The sequence below is a fragment of the Bradyrhizobium sp. LeoA1Lang genome, assembly GCF_055413685.1.
The window spans coordinates 1-9,958 of record NZ_JBVAPG010000227.1; the positions used below are offsets into that span (position 1 = coordinate 1).

Below are 9,958 nucleotides of genomic sequence, written 5' to 3' on the forward strand. Positions count from 1 at the left end.
CGAGCAGTGCAGGGAACAACGTGCTCTGTCCGCGATCAACCCCCTCTACGAATCCCGCCATCGCTCGTCCCCCGCCGATTCACTGGAGAATAATAGCAGAGGCACAGTTTTCACACGGCCTGGGCCCTGAACTGAACCGCGCTCCAGCCCTCACCACGTCGGCTGTCTGAACCAGGGCGGACATCTGTGCGCCCACCTCGACCGCCGCTTTGCCCCACGGCGGACCTGTGTCGATCTTGATCAACGTTCCTTCCGGCCTCCGGTCGACCGGCCTCGATCGGCTTTGCCGCGTATTGACGGCCGCGCCCATGGTGTTCATCATCCTTGGCCGCGGTCATCTACTACGTAGTCTGCTAACCCCGTGGAGTGACAGCCATGATGCAGAACCTCGTGGCCGGGTGTGTCTTGGTGGCTTTGATTATCATGGGCTTGCTTGCCCTCGCCCAGCAACATGAAGGGTGCTTGCACGGGCGCTCGATCAAAACATTAAAGCCGTGCGGATCGGTCAGCACTTCAATGTAGCGCTGGCGACCGGTATTGCGGCCGCGTCGCCACCAAGTGGCTCGGGTGGCGGGCTGCTCCTTTTTTCAGCCTATCCCGCTCGGCGCGAGGTCGCCGATCTTGTTCAGCATCCGTTCAAGTGGCGGCTCGGCAGATGATCGTGCTTACTCGGCATATGACCAAGCGATGTCCAGGTGTGGTCGCCGTCATCGTCAAGATATTGCTGATAGCTGCGTTGGCGAACTGGGCCAGCACATCCGCAGCCGCGGCGGAGAATCTCTATCGCGCACAGACAATCGTCACTGGACAGGGTGAAGCCAATCGCACCATCGGCTTCGCCGCTTGTCTCGAGGACGCTCTCATCAAGGTGTCCGGAGCTCTCGAACTGGAGAGCGATCCTCGACTAGACACGTACAAATCGCGTTCGGCCGATTTCGTCAGCGCCTATAGCTACCACGACCAGATGTCCGGCAAGCCGAAGCGCGACGAGCAGGGCACCCGCGACCGGCCGTACGATTTGATCGTCGATTTCGATGACAGGAAGATCAACGATGTTCTTAACTCGCTCGGCGTCACACCCTGGCTTTCGCGCCGCCCGATCCTTGGCGTTTTCGTCGAGATGGAGCAGGGCTCAAGACAATTCATCGCCACATCGGATGCAAAGCAGTCCGACCTGCAACGTGACTCACTCCTCGCCGCGGCCCTGAAGCGGGGCATGATGATCGTGCTGCCCGATGTGGCAGCATTGGCGAAAGCCAATATCGACGCCGCAGAGCTCTTGACGACACCATCCTCGACATTGGCATCCGTGGCGGCCGAACGGGGTGGCGAAGTCGTCCTGGTCGGACGGCTGACGTGGGAAGATTCGGAGCTCGGATGGGCGACGGAGTGGCGCATGGACTGGAACGGCCGGGCGCACCGATGGCAGCTTCGCGGCGTCACATTTGATGAAGCCTTCCGCCGCGGCATCGGCGGCGCGGCTCAAATCCTCTCGGGAAACGGCGATCCGGGATAGGCGGAAGCGACCGGCCACTGGTCAAGACGCCAGCGGAACAATCAGCGCAATGGCCGTTGGCCTGTCCGATCTGTGCGGCATTTCACTCATAATCGATGTAATCTGCGGTAATCCAGCTCAGGGCTCTGACGAGCCCGCATACAGAGCCCATGTTCCTTTCGGGGGTGCGGCGAATGGGCCGGCTGCCCCGCAAGTGCAATGTTCCGATCGATAGCGGCGTGGCGAGCGCGCACCTTTTTGTCCCGTTGCCGCGCGGGAACTCAGGTCGGCCGGCAAGGCCATGATTGACAGCAGCTAAGCCGGGAGGCGACGTGCAGGAGATTGCCGAGTGGCTTGATCGACTTGGTCTCGGGCAATACGCGCAGCGTTTTGCCGACCACGAGATTGACGTCTCCGTTCTGCCCCACCTCACAGATGAAGACCTGAAGGACATCGCCATTCCGCTCGGGCACCGGCGGAAAATCCTTGCAGCCATCGGCGAGCTTGCCGCTCCGGCGCGCCCTGCACCCGAACGCCCTGCGTCGTCCATGGAGCCGAAGACACAGGACACCGCGGAGCGCCGTCAGGTCACCGTGATGTTCGTCGACCTGGTGGGCTCGACGGAACTTTCGACGCGTATGGATCCGGAGGATCTACGAGACATCATTTCGGCCTACCAGAAATGTGTCACGGAGACCGTGCGGCGCTTCGACGGCTTCGTGGCGAAATATATGGGCGACGGCGTTCTCATCTATTTCGGCTATCCCGGAGCGCACGAGGATGACCCGGAGCGAGCGGTACGGGCCGGACTGGGGCTGATCTCGGCCCTATCCGCCCTCAAGGCTCCGGTCGTTCTGCAAATCCGTATCGGGATTGCGACCGGAGTGGTGATCGTGGGAGATCTCAGCGGATCCGGGGACACCCAGGAACCCGGCATTGTGGGGGAAACTCCAAACCTGGCCGCGCGGCTGCAACAGGTCGCGTCGCCGAACATGGTGGTCATTGCTGACGGCACCCGGAGACTGCTCGGAAATCTGTTCGAACTGCAGGATCTCGGGACAAGAGACCTCAAGGGCATCCAAGGCGACGTTCGCGTGTGGGCGGCACTGCGGCCGAGCTCGGCGGCAAGCCGCTTTGAGGCGCTGCACGTGGGTGCCCTGACGCCGCTGGTGGGGCGGGAAGAAGAACTCGAGTTGCTGCTTCAACGCTGGTCAAAGGCCAGGGACGGCGAAGGTCAGGTGGTGCTGATTTCCGGCGAAGCGGGGATCGGCAAGTCACGGCTCACCTTCGGATTGCTCGAGCAGCTTGCTCGCGAGCCGCACATACGCCTGCGTTACGTCTGTTCGCCGCAACATACCGATAGCGCGCTTCATCCGATCATCAGCCAGTTGATGCGCGTCGCTGCATTGGAAGACGATGACGGCCCGCAATCGAAATTGGACAAGCTCGATGCGCTGCTGGCGCAGAGCTCGACCTCGTCCGAGGATGCGTCCCTGATCGCCGAATTGCTGTCGCTGCCCAACGATGGGCGCTACCCTCCGGTTGAAGTCGAGCCGCAGCTCCGTCGTCAGAAAACGCTGGCAGCTCTCTGTTCGCAGCTTGAGGCGCTGGCCCAGATCAGTCCCGTGCTGATGATTGTTGAAGATGCGCATTGGACTGATCCAACCAGCCTCGAATTGTTCACCCGCGTGGTGGATCTGGCCGCAAGACACCGGCTCTTGATGCTCATTACTTTCAGGCCGGAATTCAGCGCGCCCTGGATCGGACCGTCGCATGTGGCTGCGCTGACGCTCAATCGGCTGACGCGGCGCGACATCGATTCCCTCATCAAGGAAGTCGTCGGCATCCGGTCGCTGCCGGCAGGCATCCGCCAGGACATCATCGAGCGCAGCGACGGCGTTCCACTGTTCGCCGAGGAAATGACCAAGGCGGTGCTGGATGCGGAGGGTGAGAACGAAGCGCAGCGGGCCGCCGCAGGAAAGCCAAGGTCCGTGGTGCCGGTCCCGGCCAGCCTGCAGGCCTCGCTGATGTCGCGGCTGGACCGGCTCGGCCCGGCGAAGGACGTGGCGCAGGTTGGCGCGGCGATCGGACGTGAATTCCCTCACATGCTGCTGGCTGCGGTGGTGCGAAAGCCGCCGGCGGAATTGGACGACGAGCTTGACCGGCTCGTCGCCGCAGGTTTGCTGTTTCGAGAGGGCAACCCGCCGCATGCGAGCTATCTGTTCAAGCATGCGCTGGTACAGGACGCAGCCTACAGCACGCTATTGCGCGAGCCACGACGCATGCTGCACGCGCGCATCGCCGAAGTCCTCGAGAGAGAGTTTCCGGAAATCGCCGAAAGCCAGCCCGAGCTGCTGGCGCGTCATTACATGAACGCCGACCTGATCGAGAAGTCTGCGCTCCTGTGGGGCAAGGCGGGACAGCGCTCACAGGAGCGCTCGGCACTGGCCGAAGCCGCAGAACAGCTCACTCATGCCCTGGCGCAAGTCGCAACCTTGCCCAGCACGCCCGACCTGCGGCGCGAGCAGATCGTTTGGCAAATTGCGCTCGTGAACACGCTCATGCATGTCAAGGGCTATAGCGCGCCCGAAACCAAGGCTGCGGTGGCTCAGGTGAGAACGCTGATCGAGCAGGCCGAACGGTTCGGAGAATCTCCCGATGATGCTTCACTGCTGCTCTCGGCGCTGTTCGGGCAATGGCTCGTCAATTTCATAAGCTTTGATGGCGAGGTTGCGCGAGAGCTCGCCGCGCGGTTTCTTGCTCTCGGTGAGAAGGAGGGGACGACGGTACCGCTCATGGTCGGACACCGCACCATGGGTAGTACGCTCGCGTTCATGGGGGATCAGGTCAAGGCTCTGGCGCACTACAACGAGGCGCTCGCGCTTTACCGTCCAGCCGAGCACCGGCGATTAATGACGCGTTTTGGCCAGGATCTGCGGATGACGTGCCTGGGCTTTCGTTCAATGGCGCTGTGGCTGCTCGGCTATCCCGATGCTGCGCTCAAGGATGCAGACTGCGCGTTGATGGAAGCGCGCCAGATTGAACATGCCGCCACTTTGATGTTCACGCTGAACTTCCCCATTCTCGTTAACACCTATTGCGGGAATTATGACGCGGCCAACGAGTATCTCAAGGAACTTGCGATCCTGGCGGAGGAGAAGCGCGCCCCATTCCGAAAGGCCGAAGGGGTATTGCGGCGGGGCTACATCCTCACTCTCATGGGACGGGCCACGGAGGCAGTCGAGACGGTCTCGCTGGGCATCGATCTATGGCGGTCAGCCGGGTCGACCATATTCACGCCGGAGCACCAGTTCATGCTGGCGATCGCGCATGCGGATTCGGGCCAATTCGATGATGCCTGGCGCTGCATCGACAAGGCAATGGCGGCGATGCAAGCCACCCAGGAAAGGTGGTGCGAGGCTGAGGCGCATCGTGTTGCCGGTGAGATCGCGCTCAAATCGCCGCAACGGGACGCGGCGAAAGCGAAAGCGCATTTCGAGCGATCCCTCACTCTTGCGCGCGCACAGCAGGCCAAGTCGTGGGAATTGCGCGCGGCGATGAGCCTGGCAGGGCTCCTGGCTGAGCAAGGCAATCGACAAGCGGCCCGCGACCTTCTGGCCTCAGTGTACGATTGGTTCACGGAAGGCTTTGACACAAGCGATTTGCGGAACGCCCGGGCCTTGCTTGGCGAGCTTCGTTGACAGCCCTGCCGCAACGAAGCTTCGCCCTTCTCAAACCTTGCGTAAGGCCTGAATTATTCGGCAGCCATTTGGGACAGTTCAAGCTGAACGAGCCGCTCGACGGCCGGCACTTGGAGAGCGCTTGGTGGCTTGAGCAATTGCTGGACCTCCGCCATTAGCCGGTGGACGGCTGGATCGCGCATCGCGGCCCGAAGCAAGGCTCCGTTGTATTGGAGCCGGCTCTCGAAATCGGACGGGCGTTCGCCGCGTGTCTCGGGATAGACCAGATCCGGGATCGCCGACATGTTCCAGGGACCCTCGACCAACGGCAGGCTTTCGGAAAAGAACGCCAGCGCCAGTCCGGCAAGCGGATCGGCCTTGGTCGCGCGCCCCTGCAGAAGCTGCTTCAGAAGGCGAGCTTCCTGCGCCGCCGCGCTCATGCCCTGGCCATAGACCGGGTTGAAGCGGCAGATCGAATCGCCGATCGGAAGCAGGCCACGCGGGAATGCGCTCAGCCGGTCGAAACGGCGCCATACGCTGGCGGGGAAGGCATAGCGTTCGAATCCGCCCTGACGCTCGGCGTGCGCAATGGCGTTGTAGACCGTCTGCGTCTCGAGCCGCCTGGCATAATCCATGAAGCCGTCCGGTTCAGCCGGCGGCTGTTCGCCGAGCCGTCCCGAGAGCGTCACGACCCAGCGGTTGCCTTCGATCGGCATCAGATAGCCGCCGCGGCTGCTTTCCGGCGCATGGGGATGAGTGGCTACGCCGCCCCAATCGGTGGATGCATCCTGGGGAATGGCGAAGGTGGTCGTCGTATAATGGAGATCGACACCAATGACGATTTCATCCGGCACCGGCTGGCGGGACGAACGGAGCAGCGCCAAGGTTGGTGCACCGCGTCCGGAAGCGTCGACAACGAGATCGGCTGCGAGGGTTTCCTGCCGCCCTTCAGCATCTTCACATATGACGCCAGTGACCATGGTGCCATCGGGCGTGGCGGTGATCTCGAGCACCCGGCATCCCGGCCGCATCGTCAGATTAGTCAGCCTCTCGGCCTGTCGGCGCGTGATCAGCTCGATCAGCGGACGGGACGCGCAGTAGAGGAACCAGCCGAAATCACGCGACGGGAGTGGACCGAGACCCGGGATCTCCATACGTACGTCGCGGGACATTCGAAGCGGCACCGAGCCGGCATTTGCCAGATCCCGCTCGAAATACGGAAACAGATCGGTCAGCGCCCGCTGGCCGCCCGGCAGCAAAACGTGCAGATGCCGGGATTGCGGCGTGCCGGCTCGCGGCACTGCCTGTTCAGGCAGGCGGTCGCGCTCAAGCACGATCACCCGTTCGAAGTGGTCGGCCAGCGCACGCGCTGCGGCCAAACCAGCCATGCTCGCACCGATCACTACGGCCTGCTTACCGATCGCTCTGACTACCATCGCAGTCCTCTCCTCATCCGCGCAGCGCTGTCGCATCATGAGGGGACGAACGGGTTACAGCGTGATTTCAGCGCGGAAGAAGCGCGTTACGATCGTAGTGCCGCGAGGCGATGACCGCCTGATCTGAGCACAAAGTGTTCATCTGAGATTGCTCTACCCTGCGAGCACCAGATCGCTGGCTTTCTCGGCGACGGCGATGGCGGCGGCATTGGTCATCGCCTGCGGGATCCCGGGGAACAGCGAGGCGTCTATGACGCGCAGACCCGCAACGCCTTTCACGCGCAAAGACTCGTCGACGACGGCACCGATGCGGCACGTGCCGACAGGATGATGGAACGAATCCGTCGCGCGAAGAATGAACTTGCGGATGTCACCGACGGTCTTTGCCTCGGGCCCCGGATAGACTTCGCGTGCGCGCCAGTCGGCAAAGGCTTTACCGGCACCGATCTCGCGGGCGAGAGAAACGCCCTCGACAAGAAGGTCCATGTCGGCCGGCTCGGAGAGATAGTTCGGATCAATCAGAGCAGGAGCTCGCGGATCACCCGAAGCGAGTTTCACGCTGCCGCGGCTGCGAGGTCGCATCAGGCAAGAAACGAGCACGTAAGCCGGTGGAGGCAACGGGCCGACGCTCGGCAGGACGAACGGCAAGGACAGGCACATCACAAGGTGCTCCGGGCTGTCATTTGGGTCGCTGCGGGGCACGTAGAGGACAGCGTCAGCATGGTTGTAATGCGAGCGCGGCACCTCGCGCCGTGCGGCGTACGCCACGCCTGCGACCAATGGATGGTCTTCAAGATGGCGGCCGACATCCGGCAGATCCACGGCAACGGGAATGCCGAACGATCGGAGCTGGTCGGCCGGGCCGATTCCCGACAGCATCAGAAGGCGTGGCGAATCGATCGCACCGGCGCAAAGCAGCACTTCGCTCGCAGCCCGCACGATGCGTTCGGCGAACCGCACGCCGATGCACCGTCCAGCTTCGATCACGAGGCCCAGCACGTCCGTGTCCACCAGCAGATCGACGGTCACGCTCTCGAGACTTCCGAGATACGCCGTCGCCGCATCGTGGCGGGCGCCGTCCTTGATGCTGAGTTGATTCCAGCCGACGCCGGTCGTGACCTCCCCTCCGATATCCGATGACATCGGGTACCCGAGGTCTTGCGACGCCGTGACGAAGGCGGATGCCACCGGATTGCGATCCGTGACATCCGCGAGCGACAGGACGTGGAGAGGACCACTGCCTCCCCGCCATGCGCTGGCACTGCCGGAGAAAGTCTCGGCGCGCTTGAAGTATGGCAAAAGGTCCGCCGCGCGCCACCCTTCGGGCCAGCGGTCATACGCAGCCGGGTGGCCGCGCTGATAAGCAAGCGCATTGATCGTACTGGAGCCGCCCACGACCTTGCCGCGCGGACAGCGGATGATGCGGCCTCCCAATCCCGGTTGAGGGGTCGTCAAATAGCGCCAGTCAAGCTCGCTGCCCTGCAGCTTGGGCCACTCCTGCGGATCTCTGACCGCTGCCAGCTTCGTTTCTCCGCCGGCCTCGACGAGGAGCACCCGTCGTCCAGCCAGGGCGAGCCGGTGCGCCATGACGCAACCGGACGAGCCCGCACCGACAATGATGTCGTCGTAAGACGAACCGAGTTGCTCAGGCGAATGCAATATGCGGACGCCGGATGCGGCCCCTGCCCCGGCGCCTGCGGACCGAGCCAGGCTCGACAGCGCGAGCCCGCCGCCGAACGTTGCCGCCAGGGCGTTGCGGCGATTGACCGGCCGGCTCGTGAAGCCGCCGCTGTGATCGCCGGCGATCGTGCTGGTCATTGGTCACCCCCCGCCTTCACAGCTCGCTTCGTTGCGCCATTCTTTTTACGCTTTTCTTTCCTCTCGGTGCAAAGTGGTTACGGAACATCACGACGATCCTGCCGAATTGTTCGATCACTGCGGTGACTGGCCGCCGCAAATCCGCTATTTTTGCAGCCCACTTCGAAGGTCGAAACATGGTGCGCGCCAGCAATGTAATGATCGGGACGTTGGCGCTGGCGTTGATCGCCGGCGCGCTCGGCGGCTGGCTCGGCTACCGCAAATATGCCGGAATCCAGCAGCAGGTGCCGTTCCGGGTGATCTTCGAGGGCTCGGCCTCGGGCCTGCGCCGCGGCGGCAGCGTGAATTTCGCCGGCGTGCGCATCGGCGAGGTGGAGTCGATCAGGCTCGACCGTCACCGCGTGATCGCCATGACGCGGATCGAGAAAACCGCGCCGATCAAGAAGGACACCCAGGTCGGCCTCGAATTCCAGGGCCTGACCGGCATCGCCGCGATCTCCTTCACCGGCGGCACCGACGAGGCACCGCTTCCGCCGACCGGCGCCGACGGCATTCCGGAACTGACCGCCGATCCCCTGGGGACGATGGGCATCCAGGAAAAGATCCGTGCCGTGCTGCGCAATGTCGACACTGTCATCAACGACAACGAGGATGCGATCAAGGACACGCTGCGGGGGTTCGAGACCTTCACCGCCTCGCTGTCGAGCAATGGCGAGAAGATCAGCAGCGTCATCAGCACGGCCGAGGCGGGCGTCAATGCCGTCGACGACGGCATGAGCCGCACCGAAGCATTCCTGAAGAGCCTTGGCAGCGACAAATATGGCGGCGAATTGCTGCCGACCGTCATCTCGCTGCGCGAACTGATCGAGAGCTTCGACAAGAAGTCAGGTGCGATGATGGCCGATACGAGGAAGATGCTCGGCGATATCAGCCAGTCCGTGAACCAGGCGAACCGGAAATTTGGCGGAGCCGGCGGCGGGCGCTAACGTGGGGCGACGATAACAAATACGGAAACGCCCGCCGTGCACGACGGTCTTGATCGGCGGCGTCAGACGTCATTGCAAGCCGCTGGAATGGATTGCTTCGTCCGCTGCGCTCCTCGCAATGACGGCGCCTACCCGCTCTTGAACTTGCTGTAGGCCTCGCTGGTCGCGATGATCACGTGCTCGGCGCAGGCGTTGCGGCGGTGGGGGTCGCAGAGAGTTTCGTACTCGGCCGAAGTCATCATGTCGATGAAGGCCGAGACCGCGGGATAATAGACCAGCGCCAGATAATCCCACTGGTTGCCGTCTGGCCGGCCGAGCGCGACCGTTTTGGCATTGCCGGTCCAGAGCAGCGTGCCGCCGCGCGCCTTGATCATCGGCACCGTGAGCGCGCTGTAGCGCAGATAGGCATCCCAGCCGGGAATGTCAGATATTTTGTGTAAGAGACTTCTGTGAAGGGTGAATTGCAGTCGTTTGTTTTATCAGCCGGACATTGGTGTCGATCCCATGGTGGCTAACAGTGGCCGGGCAGCAAGCTCTGTCAAG

The 9,958-nt window shown here is 62.9% G+C and carries 5 protein-coding genes and 1 pseudogene; 3 read left to right on the forward strand and 3 right to left on the reverse strand.

The features are described from left to right. The first annotated feature begins 655 nt into the window (after positions 1-655). Both ACZYOF_RS39575 and ACZYOF_RS39580 read left to right on the forward strand, forming a co-directional pair. Positions 656-1,516 (forward strand): DUF2066 domain-containing protein, encoded by an 861-nt coding sequence (locus ACZYOF_RS39575; RefSeq protein ID WP_463719139.1) that lies wholly within the window; start codon positions 656-658, stop codon positions 1,514-1,516. Between the two features lie 311 nt (positions 1,517-1,827). Then, a complete protein-coding gene (locus tag ACZYOF_RS39580; RefSeq protein WP_463719140.1) occupies positions 1,828-5,196 on the forward strand; it encodes an ATP-binding protein in 3,369 nt (1,122 codons plus the stop codon). A 53-nt stretch (positions 5,197-5,249) separates the two neighbouring features. Here ACZYOF_RS39580 and ACZYOF_RS39585 read toward each other — a convergent pair whose 3' ends face one another. Continuing rightward, on the reverse strand, positions 5,250-6,611 hold the full coding sequence (locus ACZYOF_RS39585) for an NAD(P)/FAD-dependent oxidoreductase (RefSeq protein ID WP_463719141.1): 1,362 nt from the start codon (positions 6,609-6,611) through the stop codon (positions 5,250-5,252). A gap of 153 nt (positions 6,612-6,764) precedes the next feature. Then, a complete protein-coding gene (locus ACZYOF_RS39590; RefSeq protein WP_463719142.1) occupies positions 6,765-8,429 on the reverse strand; it encodes a GMC family oxidoreductase in 1,665 nt (554 codons plus the stop codon). 176 nt (positions 8,430-8,605) lie between these two features. Between ACZYOF_RS39590 and ACZYOF_RS39595 the strand changes: the two genes are divergently transcribed. Continuing rightward, positions 8,606-9,415, forward strand: coding sequence for an MlaD family protein (locus ACZYOF_RS39595; protein ID WP_463719143.1), 810 nt, complete (start codon positions 8,606-8,608; stop codon positions 9,413-9,415). 128 nt (positions 9,416-9,543) lie between these two features. On the opposite strand, the pseudogene ACZYOF_RS39600 reads toward ACZYOF_RS39595, so the two are convergent. Beyond that, positions 9,544-9,840, reverse strand: a pseudogene (locus ACZYOF_RS39600) (DUF1330 domain-containing protein); the annotation flags it as partial. Positions 9,841-9,958 lie beyond the last annotated feature (118 nt).

Bases quoted from the DNA above. Each gene is read 5' to 3' on its own strand.
- ACZYOF_RS39575 (WP_463719139.1), top strand. From the start codon at position 656: ATGATCGTGCTTACTCGGCATATGACCAAGCGATGTCCAGGTGTGGTC.
- ACZYOF_RS39585 (WP_463719141.1), bottom strand. From the start codon at position 6,611: ATGGTAGTCAGAGCGATCGGTAAGCAGGCCGTAGTGATCGGTGCGAGC.
- ACZYOF_RS39590 (WP_463719142.1), bottom strand. From the start codon at position 8,429: ATGACCAGCACGATCGCCGGCGATCACAGCGGCGGCTTCACGAGCCGG.
- ACZYOF_RS39595 (WP_463719143.1), top strand. From the start codon at position 8,606: ATGGTGCGCGCCAGCAATGTAATGATCGGGACGTTGGCGCTGGCGTTG.